A 15,419-nucleotide genomic window follows, 5' to 3' on the forward strand; every position below is an offset into this window, starting at 1 on the left:
TTGATCGACAGGCGTGTTGCCGCCGCGAACCGGGCCGCCATCATACCGCGCCCCGGCGGATCAGGCGCTTGGCGCAACATCATTGTCACCGCCAAACCGCTATCGCGAGCAAGCTCGCTCCCACAGGGTTACCGTTGATCAATCTGTGGCGTAATGGCTGGGTAGCTTTTGTGGCGAGGGAGCTTGCTCCCGCTTGAGTGCGCAGCGCTCATCGCTTTTTTTGGGGCCGCTGCGCGACCCAGCGGGAGCAAGCTCCCTCGCCACAGGGTCGTGCAGTACCCAAAAACCTTGTGGGTATCCAACATCACCGCAAACTGACCACAGGGGGTTGGTGTGAACACAGGATCTGCGCACATCCCCGATCAAAACTGTGGGGAGCTTGCTCGCGATGGCGGCGATACAGACAACATCATTGGATCAGGCAGCCCGTGTTCTTGAGCAATCTCGCCTCAATCCGACAGGCAAGCTTTTCATGACCACCGGCAAAGCAGGCATAATGGCGCACCTTCGCCAATGTGGCGTTTCTCAGCTGCCGGTCTGCCCTTGAACGAACGTCCATCCTCCAACGTCATCCGCCCCTCCGCTTGCCCGGGGTTGCTGCGTGTCGTCCAGGCGTTGGACGGGGGGATCTGTCGGATCAAGCTCGATGGCGGTTCCATCCAGGCGGATCAGGCTGACGTCGTGGCCTCGGTGGCCGAGCGGTTCGCCGGGGGCGTGATCGAAGCGACCAACCGGGCCAACCTGCAGATCCGCGGGATCGGTCCCGGGCACGACGCGCTGATCCAGCCATTGCTGGCCGCCGGGCTTGGTCCTCGCAAACCGTCTGGCGATGACGTGCGCAACCTGATGCTCAGCCCCGCGGCTGGGATCGACCGACAGATGCTCTTCGACACCCGCCCGTTGGCCGAGCGGATCCTCATCACCCTGCAAACCCACGAACGCTTCCCCGAACTGTCGGCCAAGTTCGCCGTGCAACTGGACGGTGGAGAGGCGCTGGCAATGCTCGAACATCACCACGACCTGTGGTTGTCGGCCTTGGTCCGTGATGGCGAGCCCTGGCTGGCCTTCGGCTTGGCCGGTTCCCCATTGGATAAACCGGCGGGCAGGGTGCCCTTGGCCCAGGGGCATGCCTTGGTGGTGGCGGTGCTGGAGTTGTTCCTCGACCTGGCCCGCCCGGACCAGATCCGCATGCGTCACTTGTTGGCTGAAATCCCCAGCGATGAATTCATGACCCGATTGGCCTGTCGCTTGCCGCTGCAAGCTTGCCTGGATTGGCAGCGGGACGAGCCCGTCGACGAACGGCACATTGGCGTTCATTCCCAGCACGACGACCGTGTCTACGTCGGCGCGGCGGCGCCCCTGGGGCGGCTCGATGCGTTCATGCTGCGGGGGGCGGCGCAACTGGCGCGGGAAAAGGGCGACGGCAGCCTTCGTTTCACGCCCTGGCAAAGCCTGTTGCTGCCCAACGTGTGTATCGAGGATGCCGAAGAAGTGCTGGCGCGGCTCCAAACGCTGGGCCTGTTGGTGTCGGTCGACCAACCCCTGGCGCAGCTCATCGCCTGCACCGGTTCCAGTGGCTGCGGTAAGGCCCTGGCCGACACCAAGGCCGATGCTCGTCAATTGGCCGAGCTGCTGCAACACCAGGGCCAAACCCTGAAAGTCCATCTGTCGGGCTGCCCACGTTCCTGCGCGGCAGCCCATATCGCGCCCGCCACCTTGCTGGCTGTCGCCCCCGGTCGTTACGACCTGTATTTTCGTGATGCCGCGCTGCCAGGTTTCGGCGCGTTGCAAGCCCACAATATGACTATTGAAGCGCTCGGCCAATGGCTCGACGCTCATCCCCGGAGCCCCTTTGATGCTTGATTACATCCGCGACGGTCAGGAGATCTATCGCAACTCCTTCGCGATTATCCGCGCCGAAGCCAACCTCGCGCGCATTCCGGCCGATCTGGAGAAACTCGCGGTGCGGGTGATCCACGCCTGCGGCATGGTCGAGGCCATTGATGGCTTGCAGTTTTCCGAGGGCGCGGGCACGGCCGGGCGTCAGGCGCTGGCCGCCGGTGCGCCGATCCTGTGCGATGCGCGGATGGTCTCCGAAGGCGTGACCCGGGCTCGCCTGCCGGCCAACAATCCGGTGATCTGCACCTTGCGCGACGAGAGCGTGCCGGCCTTGGCCCTGGAACTGGGCAACACCCGTTCGGCGGCGGCGCTGGAGTTGTGGCGTCCGCATCTGGAGGGCAGTGTCGTGGTCATTGGCAACGCGCCGACCGCGTTGTTCTACCTGTTGGAAATGCTCGACGCCGGCGCGCCGAAACCGGCTTTGATCCTCGGTTTTCCGGTGGGCTTCGTTGGCGCCGCCGAGTCCAAGGCGATGCTCGCGGCCAACAGCCGTGGCGTGCCCTTCGTGATCATGCAAGGCCGCCTGGGTGGCAGCGCCATGGCCGCCGCCGCCGTCAACGCCCTCGCTACGGAGGTTGAATGATGCAGCAGCCTGGACGTCTGATCGGCCTGGGCGTGGGCCCCGGTGACCCGGAACTGATTACGGTCAAGGCCCTGCGCCTGCTGCGCGAATCGCCCGTGGTGGCGTACTTCGTCGCCAAGGGCAAGAAAGGCAACGCCTTCGGCATCATCGAGGCGCATTTGCAGGACGCGCAGACATTGCTGCCGCTGGTCTACCCGGTCACCACCGAGGTGCTGCCGGCGCCGCTGTCCTATGAACAGGTGATCGCCGATTTCTACGACACCGCCGCCGAGCAGTTGGCCGTGCACCTGGACGCCGGTCGCGACGTGGCGGTGATCTGTGAGGGCGACCCGTTCTTCTACGGCTCCTACATGTACCTGCACGATCGCCTGGCCGAGCGTTATGAGGCCCAAGTCATCCCCGGCGTGTGCTCGATGCTCGGCGGAGCCTCGGTGCTCGGTGCGCCGCTGGTCTATCGCAACCAGAGCCTGTCGGTGCTCTCGGGCGTCCTGCCTCACGACGATCTCAAGCGTCGCCTCGCCGACGCGGACGCGGCGGTGATCATGAAGCTGGGACGTAATTTCCCCAAGGTTCGCCAAGTGCTCCAGGAACTGGGCATGGACGGGCGGGCGCTGTACGTCGAGCGCGCGACCATGGCCAACCAGAAAATCGTGCCGTTGGATGACGTCGAGCCGATGTCTTCGCCGTACTTCTCGCTGATCATCGTGCCGGGCGAACGGTGGCAGGGTTGATGGCCGCCAAGACGCCGGCCATCGTCATCCTCGGCCCCGGCAGCCTGGCGACGGCCCGACGGATCCAGCAGCGCTACCCCGACGCCCTGATCCACGGCCTGGCCGGGCGTGTCGAGGGCGATCGGCAGTACCTGGAATTTGGCGCGACGTTGCGCGAACTCTACCAGCAGGACACGCCGATCATCGCCCTGTGTGCCGCGGGCATTGTCATCCGTACCCTGGCGCCGCTGTTGCTGGAAAAAGGCGCCGAGCCGCCAGTGCTGGCGGTGGCCGAAGATGGCAGCGCCGTGGTGCCGCTGTTGGGCGGCCTGGGCGGGGTGAATGACATGGCCCGGGACATCGCGGCAACCCTGCGAGTCGCGCCGGCCATTACCACCAGCGGCGAATTGCGTTTCGGCACTTGCCTGCTCAATCCGCCAAGCGGCTACAGCCTCGGCGACCTGGAGCAGGGCAAGCGCTTCGTCTCCGACTTGCTGGCCGGCGAGCCGGTGCGTATCGACGGCGCGGCGCCGTGGCTGGATCAGGCGCAGTTGCCTGGGGATGAGCAGGCACGGCTGGCGATCCGTATCGACAGTGCCGCGGGCACACCGGGGGCGAATGAACTACGGATCTATCCGCGCAATGTGCTGGTGGTATTGAATGCAGGGGCGACGCCGGACATCGGCGCGATACTGGAACAGGCTGGCCTCGCGGTGCAGTCGCTGGCGTGTCTGCTGGCGGTGGACAGTGACATGGCCCGTGCCGAGCTGCACGAAATGGCTTCGGCGTTGGAGGTGCCGCTGCGTTTTGCGGCGCCTAATGACTACCTGGAGCAGTGGTTGAGCGATGCCCTCGGCCAACCGGCATCGCTACAGGTCATGGACAGCCATGCCATTGTCGTGACTGAACACCCCTTCGATCCGCAGTTGATCGGTTGTCCACGTGGGCGCCTGGCGGTGATTGGCCTGGGCCCAGGCGCTGCCGAGTTGATGGTACCGGCGGTGCGCGCCGAACTCGACCGTGCCACCGATGTGCTCGGTTATGAAACCTACGTGCGCATGGCCGGGCCCTTTCGGGCCGATCAGGTGCAACACTGCACTGACAACCGCGAAGAGATGCAGCGGGCCCGACATGCCTTCGAACTCGCGGCCCAGGGACGCTCCGTAGTGGTGGTATCGTCCGGTGATCCGGGCGTGTTCGCCATGGCTGCCGCTGTGTTGGAAGCGTTGCATGAGTCCTCGGATGCCCATTGGCACAACGTCGACTTGCAGATCTTGCCGGGTGTCTCGGCCTCCCTGGCCACCGCCGCCCAGGCCGGTGCGCCGTTGGGTCATGATTTTTGCGTGATGTCGCTGTCGGACAACCTCAAGCCCTGGTCGATCATTGAAAAACGCCTGGGTCTTGCGGCTGAAGCCGACCTGGCCCTGGCCTTCTACAACCCGATCTCCCGCTCCCGGCCATGGCAGTTGGGGCGGGCGCTGGAGATCGTCGGGCAACATCGCACGGCGCAAACACCCGTGGTGCTGGGGCGCGATATCGGCCGCCCGGGCCAGACCTTGCGTGTCACGACCCTGGGGCAGTTGACCCCGGATCAAGTGGACATGCGCACCATGGTGCTGATCGGTTCCTCGACTACGTGCGTATTCCCGCGCGCCCAGGGTGGCGACTGGGTGTACACACCGCGTTGGTATGGCAACAAACCTCTTTGATCGAACCCGGTGCTCGCGGGCCATGCTATGGCACCAGATAGCCTTTGACCCCGGTAAAGATAATCTGCGCGGCCAGCGCACAGACAAACAGCCCCATCAGGCGGCTGACGATCTGCAAGCCCTGGTCACCGAGGATCCGTTCGATGCGGCTGGACAGGTAGAGCACAACGCCGACGGTGAAGCTCGCCAGGGCGATGCTGATGATGGCCATGAGCTTGTCGTCCCAATGTGGCTGGCTCACGCCCATCACCAGCAGGGCGCCGATGGTGCCGGGGCCGACGGTCAACGGAATGGTCAGTGGGACGATGGTCACGTCCTGCTGCACATTGTCGGTCTGCACGGCCGACTTGCCTTGGGCCATGCCCAGTGCCGAAATGAACAGCACACTGCCGGCGCCGATCCGGAATGCGTCCACGGTGATGCCGAACACGCTGAAAATCACCCGTCCGAACAAATACAGCAGCACGCTGGAGACCAGCGTCGCGGTCGCGACCTTCCAGGCCAGGCGGCGTTGTTCCTTGCGCGAATAGCCGCGAGTCAGCCCGATAAAACATGACAGCACGAAGAAGGGGCTGTAGAGCACCAGCATCTTCAGATAAACGCTGAATAGTACATGGAGCATGGTTCAGACTCATTGCGAAAGACATTGCCGGAGTCTATCAGTCTCTGAAACGACTGTCGGCATTTGATTGAATGCGGTGGAGGCGTGTTTCTTATTTGTCGGGCTGTTTTTACTTGTCCGATGGGTGTTGGTTGGCTGAGTTATTCTAAAGTTACAAGTCAGGTGTTGTTGTATTCGGTTGGCTTGATTAGTGTGAGGCTGCAAGTCACGGAATGGCTTGTCTAATTAATTTAAGGAGTAAGTTATGAGCGTTGAAGTGCGTGATAGTGCGATAGCAGCCTGTGTGGCGCGCCTGGAAAGTTACGAAGTCCATCCTGATATTAGCCCCCGCTCGTTCTATTCCGGCGATGTTGAGCCCCCGGCCAAGGGCTCGGTCGTTGGTGAAGGTATCCTGGCTTTTGCCGGTGGCCTTGCGCCCCAGCACCAGGAAGATGCGCAGCATGCTTTTCTCTTCGCTTCACTGGTCGCCAATAGACAATTTCCGCTCGAGTCCCAGGGACGGGAGTGGTACTACAAGTTCGTCGAAGTCATGACGAATGCAGGTTGGGTCCCGACGCAGCGTTTCTATGATGACCTGAACATTTCCGGTAACACCGTGCGAATGGATAAGCTGGTGTTGGATATCCTGGCCTCCGTGGTGACGGGGGTTGCCCTCGGAGGCGCGACATCGGCGTTGCTGTTGAAAGTCGCTGAAAGTGCAATCACTGCATTGCAGAGGAAAGAAAAGGCGCTGACGCTTTATGAGCGAAACCTGTTGGAACATGGGGTCGGCGGAATGGCGGCCGGCACCTGTGTCGAGATCGAAGGTGAAGTCAGCATGTTACTGGGTACCGTACGCTTTACTCGGCGCAACAGTTCGACTCAGGTCTTGTTTGCCGATTGGAGTAGTCGTGACGTCAAGTTATATAAAGGTGAGTCGGTATTCAGGAAAGTTCCCGGTATTGTGGAACAAACCAGAGGCATTATTATCAGTCGGCTGGGTAGCCATGCAGTGAGCAAAATCGAAGAGTACGAAATTTAAGCTTTATTTAAATAAGGCAGCCGGGCGACGGCTGTCTTATTTTCAGGGAAAATAAAAAAAATGGACAAGGAATATTCGGTTTTTGTTAACGCGGCGGCGGTTGTTTTAGTTCCCTCTTCTGCGGGGCAAACGGGAGCTGACGACCTAATGAATTCGCTCTTGCTCGCGCAATTGGTTGCTAACAAGAGTCTGCAGCGCTTGCCGATCGCTGATTGGTACGGCGCTTACATGGATGTCTTGAACGTCGCCTGGGTCTCGGGTACCAAACGGCGAAAAGACCTGTGGCCAAAAAAGGAAGACTCCAACTCGCCACTCAAGTGGGTTGCAGCCTTTCCCCTGGACGATCGGCCGGATCAACAACAGCAAATCATGGCGGTATTGGCGCGTGTCGCAGCGTTATCTGGCACGCTGCCAGCGATGGGAATCCTGCGCAAGCACGCGCAAAAACAAAGTGAAGCTGACCCGACGCTGTCCCCACCATCGCCCAACCCCGTGCGCTTGCTGGTGATTGTGGCGCAAAGTGCTGTTTCGATAACCGGTCTCTGCCTGCAATTCAACACAGGAAAAGTGATCGATGCCAACCCTTGGGGACAATGCTTTGATGCCGGGGACATCGACGGTGCTGTATCGGTGCGTTATTTCCGGATGCAACTGAGCGAAACACTGTTTGCGCCGGCTCGTGAGGTTATCGCCCGTAAGGTTGGGGCGGTCGTGGCTGACAATGTCGTGGATATCTCCGAGGTGATCCACGATGCGGTGGCGCCTCCTGTCGAGGAGGTCGGCCGATGACGGGGTTCGCTCCATCCGCAGGGGTTGTTGGCGGCAGTATTGTTTCGTTCGCGGCAGGTCTGCCCGCTTCCCAGAGAGAAGACGTGTATTTGAGTACGTTTTTCGCGCAACGGGCCACCAGGGCTGCCTACGATGCTGGGTTATCCGGGAATTGGTTCGACTACTACTGCAACCAACTCAAATACCTGGGGTGGGACGTACCCCGTCCGCAGGCGTTACCGGCCATTGAGGGCCAGCCGATGGGGGCGGGGGCGGCGCAACAGATCGAGGCCCGTTTTGGCGAAGCATTTCATGCGCCGGCCAGTGGTGCGTTAACGGCGCTCAGGCACAATCCGGAAGCGCTTGGGCTGTTCGAATCAACCACCTTGTCGCGCGATACGGGTATTTTCCAGATGATTCCTTGTGTGCCCAAAGGCGCTCATCGAATTGAAATGGGCGTCTATCACTGCCAGTTCCAGCTGCGCCGACAGGTGTCTCGGTTCTTGTTCATCGAGCGAGGCGACTGGGTGCGCAACAGCGTGGAGCAAATGACCTTCATCACCTTCAATACGCTGTACTACGCCACTTTCAGAGACAAGGTAAAACGCTCGGTGATGTCTCAAGCGTCCACCTACCTCAGCGCCCTGGAGCTTTGAACAAGGCTTACTTGCAGGCTTGGGTCGGGTTCAATAAGTCGATGCGGTCGGTTTTTGCTGATCGCGCTGGGCTACCCAGTGTTCGATCAGCTCGCGCAGTTGTGACAGCTCCACAGGCTTGGCCATGTGCCCGTCCATCCCGGCCTGGCGGGCGCGCTCCTTGTGCTCGGCCAGGATGTGCGCCGTGAGCGCCACCACCGGCGTGCGGGTGCGTTGGTTACCCATTTCCCAGGCACGCAATTGCTGGGTAGCGGAAAAACCGTCGAGGATCGGCATTTCGCAGTCCATCAGGACCAGGTCGTAGCGCTGCTCCTTCATGGCCTTGAGGGCTTCCTCACCGTTGCTGGCGGTATCGGGTTGCAGGTTGAGCTTGCCGAGCATGCCGCGGATGACCTTGGTGGAGATGCTGTTGTCCTCGGCCACCAGGATGCGGAAGTCGCTCGGCACTTTCACCGGGATGGGCGGGCCTGCATTCACTTGTAGGTTCGTCGCCTGGCCCCGGTTGCGCTGGTTCAGCTCGTCCGCCAGGGTGGTCTTGAGGGTATAGCCGGCCACCGGTTTGGCGAGGATGCGCTTGACCCCGCTGTTGCGCGCCACGATCTTGCTCGGCGCGTTGCTGATACCGGTGAGCATGATCAACAGGATGTCGTGGTTCAGGCTCGGGTCTTCCTTGATCTTGGCCGCCAGTTGCATGCCGGTCATGCCCGGCATGTTCTGGTCCAGCAGCACCACGTCAAAATAGTCCCGCAGGTGCGCCTTGGTGCGCAGCAGTGCCAGGGCTTCCTTGCCCGAGGGCACCGCGCTGACGTTCAGGCCCCAGGCGCTGCATTGCTGCACCAGTACTTTGCGGCAGGTGTCGTTGTCGTCGACGATCAACACCCGCGCCCCTTGCAGCGGGCCATCGAGATCGGAAGTCGGGTGTTCGAGGCGATCCGGGTCCAGCGGCAAGGTCAGCCACAGGGTACTGCCCTGGTTGCTGCCGCTTTTGATGCCGAATTCCCCGTGCATCAGGATGATTAGCTGGCGGGCGATGACCAGGCCCAGGTTGCCGCCCAGGCGTGTGGCCGAGAGGAAGTTCTTGCTGTGCAGCTCGGCGTGCATCAGCGTGTCGCGCTCCTCTGCGTCCATCGGCGTCCCGCTGTCCTGCACGGCGATGCGCAGGCGGGGCTGATGGCTGCGCTCGTCGAGGGCGACGACGATCAGCACTTCGCCTTCGTCGGTCTTCTTCAGGGCATTTTCCAGCAGGCTCAGCAACGCCTGGCGCAGCCGCGTAGGGTCGCCGCTGATCACGCGTGGTACCTGGGGCTGGATGAAACTGATCAGCTCGACGTTCTGCTGTTCAGCCTTGGCGCGGAAGATGCTCAGGCAATCCTCGATCAGGGCATTGAGGTCGAACTGCACATCGTCCAGTTCGATCTGCCCGGATTCGAGCCGGGAAATGTCGAGGATCTCGTTGATCAGGGTCAGCAGTTCATTGCCGGCGCTATGGATCGTCTGCACGTAGTCGCGCTGCTTGACCGACAGCGGCGTGCCCAGCAGCAACTCGGTCATGCCCAGAACGCCGTTCATCGGGGTGCGGATCTCGTGGCTGATCTTCGCCAGGAATTCGGCCTTGGCATTGATTTCGGCATTGCTCGCCGCCAGGTCGCGGCTGAGGCTGAAACGGCTTTCGTTGATCGAGCGCTGGCGTTCGCCCAGGGCGACACTCATCAACAGGCCACTGATGCAGATGAAGACCAGCAGGGTGATGATCAAGCCCTGGGGAGGGACTTCCGTAAGCCCTTGCAGTGCCGGAAGGATGATCAGCGTGCCCAGGTTGAAGACCACCATGGCCGCGACGAACAGCCGGGCCGGACGGTAGCCCTTTTGCCAGTGCCAGGCGCTGACGAACAGCATGCTCAGGCCGGCCAGGGCCACCAGGGCATAGGTCATGATATTGAGTGGCAGCGTGTTGACGAACAACAGCAGCAGGCTGCACAGCATGACGAACACGATGTCCCCCAGCAGCAGCCGGTTCAACGGGTGCGGCCCCAAGGGCGCGAAGAAGCGGTAGGCGAACATCAGGCCGCAAGGCGCCGTCAGCAGTAGCGCCAGGTAGGCCCCGGGCGTCTGCACCGCCGGCCAGTCGGGCAGCCAGGGGCCGGCCAGGTTCAGCAACAGCACCAGGCTGAGCATCAGCAGCCCTTCACAGGCGGCCAGCCACAGGCAACTGCGTGAGCGGGTGTAGGCGTAGCGGGTAAGGTTGTGCAGGATCAGCATGGCGATGCAGCCGAACAGCAACCCATAAATCAGCGTCTGGTTCTGATCGGCCGCCGCTGTGACGGCCGATTGCAACGTGACGTAGGGGCGCAGTTCGTGGCGCGAGGCCAGTCGCAGGTAGACATCCAAGGATTTATCGCTGCGCGGCAGGGGCAGCATGAAGTCGCTGCTGGGCACCGCCGGTTCGGTATGCGGCGTGGCATTGCCACTGACCTGTTGCTCGACCAGGGCGTCGCCGTCCAGCACGTAGAGGTTCAGGCGTGACAGGTCGGGTGCGAAGATGCGCAGGATCTGTTCGTGCCTGTCCGGGGCCAGGCGGAAACGCAGCCACAATGCACCACCGGGCTCGGCGGCCTTGAGGCGGTCCAGATCGATGGGGCTGAATTGATTGGTGTAGCGGGCAGAGCGTATATCGCTCAGCGTCAGGTCGCCCTGTTCGTCAAGCAATACCGCCCAGCCACTGCCTGGCGCGGCCTGGGCCGGGAGCATGCAGAGCAGCGTCAGCAGGGTGACGGTAAAGCCTATGGCAATCCTGAGCCAGCGCACGGCGAAATCCCTTCGTAGGTTGATGCCAGAATATAACTATGCGCGGCGCCGGAACAGTCAGGCAAGGGCCGCAGACCCTTGCCTGGCTGAATGGCTGGGTTATTCCAGATTTTCGCCACGCTCACGGGCAATGGCACGGTAGCCAATGTCCTTGCGGTAGAAACAACCTTCCCAGTCAATCTCGGCGGCAAGCTTGTAGGCCTGCTGCTGAGCTGCGTCGACACTAGCGCCCAAGGCGGTGGCGCAAAGCACACGACCGCCGGCCGTGATCACTTGCCCATCCTTCAATGCCGTGCCTGCATGGAACACCTTGCCTTCCAGCCGGGCCGCAGCGTCCAGGCCCTGGATCGCGCTACCCTTGGCGTAGTCGCCCGGGTAACCGCCAGCGGCCAATACGACGCCGACGCTTGGGCGCGGATCCCATTGGGCTTCGACCTTGTCCAGGGCCTGGGCCAGTGCGGCCTCGACCAGCAGGACCAGGCTCGATTGCAGGCGCAGCATCACCGGCTGGGTCTCAGGATCGCCGAAACGGCAGTTGAATTCGATGACTTTTGGGTTACCAGCCTTGTCGATCATCAGGCCAGCGTAGAGGAAACCGGTGTAGACGTTGCCTTCGTCGGCCATGCCACGCACGGTTGGCCAGATTACCTGGTCCATGACGCGCTGGTGCACTTGGGCGGTCACCACCGGGGCCGGGGAGTAGGCGCCCATGCCGCCAGTGTTCGGGCCGCTGTCGCCATCGCCGACACGCTTGTGGTCTTGGCTGGTGGCCATCGGCAGGACGTTCTTGCCATCGACCATGACGATGAAGCTGGCTTCCTCGCCGTCGAGGAACTCTTCGATGACCACGCGGGAGCCGGCGTCACCGAAGGCATTGCCGGCGAGCATGTCGCGCACGGCGTCCTCGGCCTCGGCCAGGGTCATGGCAACGATCACGCCCTTGCCGGCGGCCAGGCCGTCGGCCTTGATCACGATCGGCGCGCCTTTTTCGCGCAGGTACGCCAGGGCCGGTTCGATTTCAGTGAAGTTCTGGTAGTCGGCGGTCGGGATCTTGTGGCGCGCCAGGAAATCCTTGGTGAACGCTTTCGAGCCTTCCAGCTGCGCGGCACCGGCGGTCGGGCCGAAGCAGTCCAGGCCACGGGAGCGGAACAGATCGACCACGCCGGCGACCAGCGGCACTTCCGGACCGACGATGGTCAGCGAGACGTTCTTCTCGGCGAAATCGGCCAGTTGTTCCAAGGCCAGCACGTCGATGGCGACGTTTTCGCACTTGGCTTCGATGGCGGTGCCGGCGTTGCCTGGCGCCACGAAGACCTTCTGTACACGGGGATCCTGGGCGACTTTCCAGGCCAGGGCGTGTTCGCGGCCACCGCTGCCAATGATCAAAACATTCATTTCAAAAACCTCGGATGACGCTAGTTCTGGATGCAGCGCTAAAGCTGCCTTTCTGTGGGAGCGAGCTTGCTCGCGATGGCGGTGTGTCAGCGGACTTCAATGCTGACTGAATCGACGCTATCGCGAGCAAGCTCGCTCCCACAGTGGGTCGGTGGATCAGTGACGGAAGTGGCGCATGCCCGTAAAGACCATCGCGATGCCAGCCTCGTCGGCGGCCGCAATCACTTCATTGTCACGCATCGAACCACCCGGCTGGATCACCGCAGTAATACCGACCTTGGCCGCGTTGTCGATGCCGTCGCGGAACGGGAAGAACGCATCGGAGGCCATGACCGCGCCCTGTACTTGCAAGCCGGCGTGCTCAGCCTTGATGGCGGCGATGCGGGCCGAGTTCACGCGGCTCATCTGGCCGGCGCCGACGCCGATGGTCTGGCGGTTCTTGGCGTAGACGATGGCGTTGGACTTGACGTACTTGGCGACTTTCCAGGCGAAGATCAGGTCGTTGATTTCCTGTTCGCTCGGGGCGCGCTGGGTCACGACCTTGAGGTCTTCGCTGCCGATCATGCCGATGTCGCGGCTCTGGACCAGCAGGCCGCCGTTGACGCGCTTGTAGTCCCAGGCCGGCGCACGGTCGGCCGACCATTGGCCGCAGGCCAGCAGGCGCACGTTGGCCTTGGCGGCGACAATGGCGCGAGCTTCTTCGCTGACAGAAGGGGCGATGATCACTTCGACGAACTGGCGCTCGACGATGGCCTTGGCAGTCTCGGCGTCCAGTTCACGGTTGAAGGCGATGATGCCGCCGAAGGCCGACTCGGTGTCGGTGGCGTAGGCCAGTTCGTAGGCCTGGCGGATACCGCCCTCGGCGTCCGGGCTCACGGCCACGCCGCACGGGTTGGCGTGCTTGACGATCACGCAGGCCGGCTTGACGAAGCTCTTCACGCATTCCAGCGCGGCGTCGGTGTCGGCCACGTTGTTGAACGACAGTTCCTTGCCTTGCAGCTGGGTGGCGGTGGCAATGCCGACTTCGGCGGGCTTGGCTTCCACGTAGAACGCCGCGCTCTGGTGCGGGTTCTCGCCGTAGCGCATTTCCTGGGCCTTGACGAACTGGGTGTTGAAGGTGCGCGGGAATTCGCTGCGGCCTTCCGTGCCCAGGGTTTCGGCAGCCTGGTTCACGGTGCCCATGTAGTTGGCGATCATGCCGTCGTAGGCGGCGGTGTGTTCGAAGGCCTTGAGCATCAGGTCGAAACGCTGGGCGTAGGTCAGGCCACCGGCCTTGAGGTTTTCCAGCACGCTGGCATAGTCGCTGGCGTTGACTACGATGGCGACGTCCTTATGGTTCTTGGCCGCCGAGCGGACCATGGTCGGGCCGCCGATATCGATATTCTCGATGGCGGTCGGCAGGTCGCAGCCAGGCTTGTTGATGGTGGCTTCGAACGGGTAGAGGTTGACGGCTACCAGGTCGATTGGCTTGATGCCGTGTTCGTTCATGATGGCATCGTCGATGCCGCGACGGCCGAGGATCCCGCCGTGGATTTTGGGGTGCAGGGTCTTGACCCGACCGTCCATCATTTCTGCAAAACTGGTGTAGTCCGCGACTTCCACTGCGGCGACGCCGTTGTCCTGCAGCAGCTTGAAGGTTCCGCCGGTGGAGAGAATCTCGACGCCCAGCTGTTGCAGCTCGCGGGCGAATTCGAGGATCCCGGTCTTGTCGGAAACGCTGATCAAGGCGCGGCGGATCGGCAGGCGGGTGGTCTGGTCGGTCATTTCAATTTCCATCAAAAGCAAGGGAAGTCAGCAAAAAAGGCGACCGTTTTTGATGCGGGCGCCTTTCTGGTTCGATTGAATGCTTACAGCAGGTCGTACTGCTTGAGTTTCTTTCGCAGGGTGCCGCGGTTCAGGCCCAGCAGCTCACTGGCTTTGGTCTGGTTGCCCTTGACGTAGTTCATCACGCTTTCGAGCAGAGGCGCCTCGACTTCGGAAAGCACCAGGTTGTACACATCCGTGACGGCAGCGCCTTCAAGGTGGGCGAAATAATTGTGCAGCGCCTTCTCGACACTCCCGCGAAGGGTCTGGCCTTCTTCGCTGGGCGTATTGAGGTGCTGTTTCAAATTCACGTTGTCGCTCACGGGTGTTGTTCCACTCACTAAAGTCTCGGTCATCATCGTCATGCGGCCACCCCTTCGTCCCCTGTCAGGCTCTTGTAACGCTCAGCGAAGAACGCCTGAACGTCGGCGCATTGTGCTTGCGTACCATCCAAACGATTGAAACGGGCGCGAAACTCCCTGGCGCCCGGCAGGGTTGCGAGATACCAGCCCACATGCTTGCGAGCGATGCGTACGCCCATGACTTCTCCGTAGAAGGCATGTAGCGCGGCCAGATGCTCTAGCAGAATACGTTCCACTTCGGACAACTGCGGCGCAGCGAGCTTTTCGCCGGTGCGCAGGTAATGTTCGATCTCACGAAAAATCCATGGCCGCCCCTGGGCGGCCCGGCCGATCAACAGCCCATCGGCACCGGTCGCGTCCAGCACGTACCGGGCCTTCTCCGGCGAATCGATGTCGCCGTTGGCAAACACCGGAATCGACACCGCCTGCTTGATCGCGGCAATGGTGTCGTACTCGGCCTCGCCGGTGTACAGGTCGGCACGGGTGCGGCCATGCACCGCCAGCGCCGTGATACCCGCCTGTTCGGCGATCTTCGCCACCACCAGGCCATTCTTGTTTTCCCGGTCCCACCCGGTGCGGATCTTCAGGGTCACCGGCACATCGACTGCGGCGACGACTGCCTGCAGGATCTCGGTGACCAGCGCTTCATCCTTCAACAGCGCCGAGCCGGCGGCCTTGTTGCAGACCTTCTTCGCCGGGCAGCCCATGTTGATGTCGATGATCTGTGCCCCCAGCTCGACGTTCGCCCGGGCCGCCTCCGCCAGCATCTGTGCGTCGCCACCGGCGATCTGTACCGAGCGGGGCTCGGGATCGCCTTCGTGGATCATGCGCAGACGCGATTTGCGGGTGTTCCACAAACTCATGTCGCTGGTGACCATTTCCGAAACCACCAGGCCTGCGCCCAATCGTTTGCACAACTGACGAAAGGGCTGGTCGGTGACGCCCGCCATGGGGGCGAGAACCAGGCCGTTCTGCAATGTATATGGGCCGATGCGTACCGCCGACATAGGACTTCCCTGAAGTGGGGCCGGATCATGAGACTTCGAAAAAGGGTTGGCATGATACCCGCTCTCGATGACTGGTTAA

Annotated in this window: 13 protein-coding genes; 7 read left to right on the plus strand and 6 right to left on the minus strand. The window is 62.0% G+C overall.

Features of this window, described 5'->3' with window-relative positions; all coding sequences use genetic code 11:
• The first annotated feature begins 513 nt into the window (after positions 1 to 513).
• From cobG to cobJ, 4 genes are read left to right on the plus strand one after another with little or no spacing between them, the layout of a single operon-like run.
• Positions 514 to 1,863, plus strand: a complete 1,350-nt coding sequence (gene cobG, locus ACLH0I_RS04230) for a precorrin-3B synthase (protein WP_411386388.1) — start codon at positions 514 to 516, stop codon at positions 1,861 to 1,863.
• Positions 1,856 to 2,482, plus strand: a complete 627-nt coding sequence (locus ACLH0I_RS04235; RefSeq protein ID WP_186731096.1) for a precorrin-8X methylmutase — start codon at positions 1,856 to 1,858, stop codon at positions 2,480 to 2,482. The genes cobG and ACLH0I_RS04235 overlap by 8 nt, the downstream gene beginning before the upstream one ends.
• On the plus strand, positions 2,482 to 3,213 hold the full coding sequence (locus ACLH0I_RS04240; RefSeq protein ID WP_411387459.1) for a precorrin-2 C(20)-methyltransferase: 732 nt from the start codon (positions 2,482 to 2,484) through the stop codon (positions 3,211 to 3,213). The genes ACLH0I_RS04235 and ACLH0I_RS04240 overlap by 1 nt, the downstream gene beginning before the upstream one ends.
• A complete protein-coding gene (gene cobJ, locus ACLH0I_RS04245) occupies positions 3,213 to 4,901 on the plus strand; it encodes a precorrin-3B C(17)-methyltransferase (RefSeq protein ID WP_411386389.1) in 1,689 nt (562 codons plus the stop codon). The genes ACLH0I_RS04240 and cobJ overlap by 1 nt, the downstream gene beginning before the upstream one ends.
• Positions 4,902 to 4,926: 25 nt before the next feature.
• On the opposite strand, the gene ACLH0I_RS04250 is transcribed toward cobJ, so the two are convergent.
• Entirely contained in the window at positions 4,927 to 5,523 is a 597-nt protein-coding gene (locus ACLH0I_RS04250) for a MarC family protein (RefSeq protein WP_003186248.1), read from the minus strand.
• Positions 5,524 to 5,767: 244 nt separating this feature from the next.
• Here ACLH0I_RS04250 and ACLH0I_RS04255 point away from each other — a divergent pair, with 244 nt between their 5' ends.
• The 3 genes from ACLH0I_RS04255 to ACLH0I_RS04265 are packed head-to-tail and all read left to right on the plus strand — an operon-like array spanning position 5,768 to position 7,968.
• Entirely contained in the window at positions 5,768 to 6,544 is a 777-nt protein-coding gene (locus tag ACLH0I_RS04255; RefSeq protein ID WP_250964099.1) for a hypothetical protein, read from the plus strand.
• A 60-nt stretch (positions 6,545 to 6,604) separates the two neighbouring features.
• Positions 6,605 to 7,333: a hypothetical protein gene (locus tag ACLH0I_RS04260; protein ID WP_411386390.1), complete on the plus strand. Its 729-nt coding sequence runs from the start codon at positions 6,605 to 6,607 to the stop codon at positions 7,331 to 7,333.
• Positions 7,330 to 7,968, plus strand: a complete 639-nt coding sequence (locus tag ACLH0I_RS04265; protein ID WP_250964102.1) for a hypothetical protein — start codon at positions 7,330 to 7,332, stop codon at positions 7,966 to 7,968. The genes ACLH0I_RS04260 and ACLH0I_RS04265 overlap by 4 nt, the downstream gene beginning before the upstream one ends.
• Before the next feature lie 30 nt (positions 7,969 to 7,998).
• On the opposite strand, the gene ACLH0I_RS04270 is transcribed toward ACLH0I_RS04265, so the two are convergent.
• The 5 genes from ACLH0I_RS04270 to dusB all read right to left on the minus strand — a co-directional run bounded on the left by ACLH0I_RS04270 (position 7,999) and on the right by dusB (position 15,340).
• Positions 7,999 to 10,773 carry a response regulator gene (locus tag ACLH0I_RS04270; protein WP_411386391.1) on the minus strand — a complete coding sequence of 925 codons (2,775 nt, stop codon included), beginning with the start codon at positions 10,771 to 10,773 and terminating at the stop codon, positions 7,999 to 8,001.
• Positions 10,774 to 10,872: 99 nt separating this feature from the next.
• On the minus strand, positions 10,873 to 12,168 hold the full coding sequence (gene purD, locus ACLH0I_RS04275) for a phosphoribosylamine--glycine ligase (RefSeq protein WP_411386392.1): 1,296 nt from the start codon (positions 12,166 to 12,168) through the stop codon (positions 10,873 to 10,875).
• Positions 12,169 to 12,324: 156 nt separating this feature from the next.
• Positions 12,325 to 13,932, minus strand: a complete 1,608-nt coding sequence (purH, locus tag ACLH0I_RS04280; RefSeq protein WP_411386393.1) for a bifunctional phosphoribosylaminoimidazolecarboxamide formyltransferase/IMP cyclohydrolase — start codon at positions 13,930 to 13,932, stop codon at positions 12,325 to 12,327.
• 83 nt (positions 13,933 to 14,015) lie between these two features.
• Positions 14,016 to 14,336 (minus strand): DNA-binding transcriptional regulator Fis, encoded by a 321-nt coding sequence (fis, locus tag ACLH0I_RS04285; protein ID WP_003186237.1) that lies wholly within the window; start codon positions 14,334 to 14,336, stop codon positions 14,016 to 14,018.
• Positions 14,333 to 15,340, minus strand: a complete 1,008-nt coding sequence (gene dusB / locus ACLH0I_RS04290) for a tRNA dihydrouridine synthase DusB (protein ID WP_053181619.1) — start codon at positions 15,338 to 15,340, stop codon at positions 14,333 to 14,335. Before dusB ends, fis begins: the two co-directional genes overlap by 4 nt.
• Positions 15,341 to 15,419 lie beyond the last annotated feature (79 nt).

It is taken from the genome of Pseudomonas sp. MPB03 (assembly GCF_046605385.1).
Taxonomy (GTDB): Bacteria; Pseudomonadota; Gammaproteobacteria; order Pseudomonadales; family Pseudomonadaceae; genus Aquipseudomonas; species Aquipseudomonas zanjanensis.

Coding starts and splice junctions, on each gene's coding strand:
- dusB (WP_053181619.1), bottom strand. CDS start 15,340: ATGTCGGCGGTACGCATCGGCCCATATACATTGCAGAACGGCCTGGTT.
- ACLH0I_RS04240 (WP_411387459.1), top strand. CDS start 2,482: ATGCAGCAGCCTGGACGTCTGATCGGCCTGGGCGTGGGCCCCGGTGAC.
- ACLH0I_RS04260 (WP_411386390.1), top strand. CDS start 6,605: ATGGACAAGGAATATTCGGTTTTTGTTAACGCGGCGGCGGTTGTTTTA.
- ACLH0I_RS04265 (WP_250964102.1), top strand. CDS start 7,330: ATGACGGGGTTCGCTCCATCCGCAGGGGTTGTTGGCGGCAGTATTGTT.
- cobG (WP_411386388.1), top strand. CDS start 514: ATGTGGCGTTTCTCAGCTGCCGGTCTGCCCTTGAACGAACGTCCATCC.
- purH (WP_411386393.1), bottom strand. CDS start 13,932: ATGACCGACCAGACCACCCGCCTGCCGATCCGCCGCGCCTTGATCAGC.
- purD (WP_411386392.1), bottom strand. CDS start 12,168: ATGAATGTTTTGATCATTGGCAGCGGTGGCCGCGAACACGCCCTGGCC.
- ACLH0I_RS04235 (WP_186731096.1), top strand. CDS start 1,856: ATGCTTGATTACATCCGCGACGGTCAGGAGATCTATCGCAACTCCTTC.
- ACLH0I_RS04255 (WP_250964099.1), top strand. CDS start 5,768: ATGAGCGTTGAAGTGCGTGATAGTGCGATAGCAGCCTGTGTGGCGCGC.
- cobJ (WP_411386389.1), top strand. CDS start 3,213: ATGGCCGCCAAGACGCCGGCCATCGTCATCCTCGGCCCCGGCAGCCTG.
- fis (WP_003186237.1), bottom strand. CDS start 14,336: ATGACGATGATGACCGAGACTTTAGTGAGTGGAACAACACCCGTGAGC.
- ACLH0I_RS04250 (WP_003186248.1), bottom strand. CDS start 5,523: ATGCTCCATGTACTATTCAGCGTTTATCTGAAGATGCTGGTGCTCTAC.